General features: G+C 35.3%; 2 protein-coding genes. Both read left to right on the plus strand.

Annotated features, from left to right (window positions below):
* The coding region (locus F6K13_RS33600; protein ID WP_287289998.1) for an AarF/ABC1/UbiB kinase family protein at positions 1-1070 on the plus strand (1070 nt) is incomplete at its 5' end.
* The gene (locus F6K13_RS33605; protein ID WP_161564337.1) at positions 1058-1210 is read left to right on the plus strand and encodes a hypothetical protein; all 153 of its coding nucleotides are present in this window, start codon (positions 1058-1060) and stop codon (positions 1208-1210) included. The genes F6K13_RS33600 and F6K13_RS33605, both read left to right, overlap by 13 nt.
* Positions 1211-1311 lie beyond the last annotated feature (101 nt).

Consider the following 1311-nt stretch of genomic DNA (forward strand, 5'->3'; position numbering starts at 1 on the left):
TAGCTGCTTATACCGATGAACTACGTCGAGACTTATCTACCAGTAAGTGGTTTGATCCCAAGCAAATAATGCTTCCGGAAGTATATTGGGAACTAACAACTCCGAAAATATTAGTTCTCGAATGGTTGGATGGTAAACCTATCTTATCAGTGAAGGTGAAAGGCATTAACAATAATGGGGATGTAGATGCAGAAAAGCAAGCACTCTCTACTTTATTATGTCGTGCTTTCTTTCAACAGTTTTATATCACTGGTTTTTTTCACGCTGATCCTCATCCTGGCAACATATTTTATCTGGAAGATGGACGTATTGCTCTACTAGATTGTGGAATGGTAGGTCGTCTCGATCCACGCAGTCAGCAGAATTTAACAGAATTATTATTAGCGATCGTTGATCTAGATGCTAAAAGATGTACTCAGCTAACTTTAGAAATGGCAGAAGTTGCTCAACGGTCAAATTTAGCTAAGTTGGAAAATGATTACAGCAAAATGCTGCGAAAATATTACAATCTTAGCTTGTCTGAAATCAATTTTTCTGAAGTATTTTATGACATCTTACAACTGTGTCGTAACAACAAAATTAAATTACCAAGTAATTTGGGTTTATATTCTAAAACTTTAGCAAATTTAGAAGGAGTCGCTCGTAGTTTTTATCCCCAAATTAATCTTTTGGATGAGATTAAACCATTAATGACCGATTTATTTCGCCGACAATTATTAGGGGACGATCCAGTACAAACTTTATTAAGAACTGCTATTGATGTGAAGAATTTGTCTTTAGAGTCTCCTCGTCAACTAGACTTATTTTTAGACAGACTTACTTCCGAAACATTGAAGTGGAATTTGACTTTAAAAGATATTGAACCTTTGACTCGTAGTGTAAATAAGTCAGCTAATAGACTGTCTTTTAGTGTAGTGGTAGGTTCATTAATTATTGGTGCTGCTATTGTAACTGCGGGTTCTCAAAGTAGTCAGTTATCTGTGTTAAGTGAAGCTTTATTTGCAGTAGCTAGTTTTCTTGGGTTGTGGTTAATTATTAGTATTCTTCGTTCTGGTCGTTGGCGAGAGTAAATACAGTTAGAAGAAGGAAGAAGGAAGAAGAAAGAAGGAAGAAGGAAGGGTGCATCTCAATTTTGAATAAAGCCAAAAATTTATCGCTTTTAGGCAACAGGCAACAGGCAACAGGCAACAGGGAATATACAGGAAAATAGTATTTTTGCAAATATGAGATGTATCCAGAAGGAAAGTACATTAGTCTATAGATCAATACCTTATGAGTTTTGGTTTTATATGAACCGTATTGAATTATATA

The organism is Okeania sp. SIO2B9 (assembly GCF_010672505.1).
Taxonomy (GTDB): domain Bacteria; phylum Cyanobacteriota; class Cyanobacteriia; order Cyanobacteriales; family Microcoleaceae; genus Okeania; species Okeania hirsuta.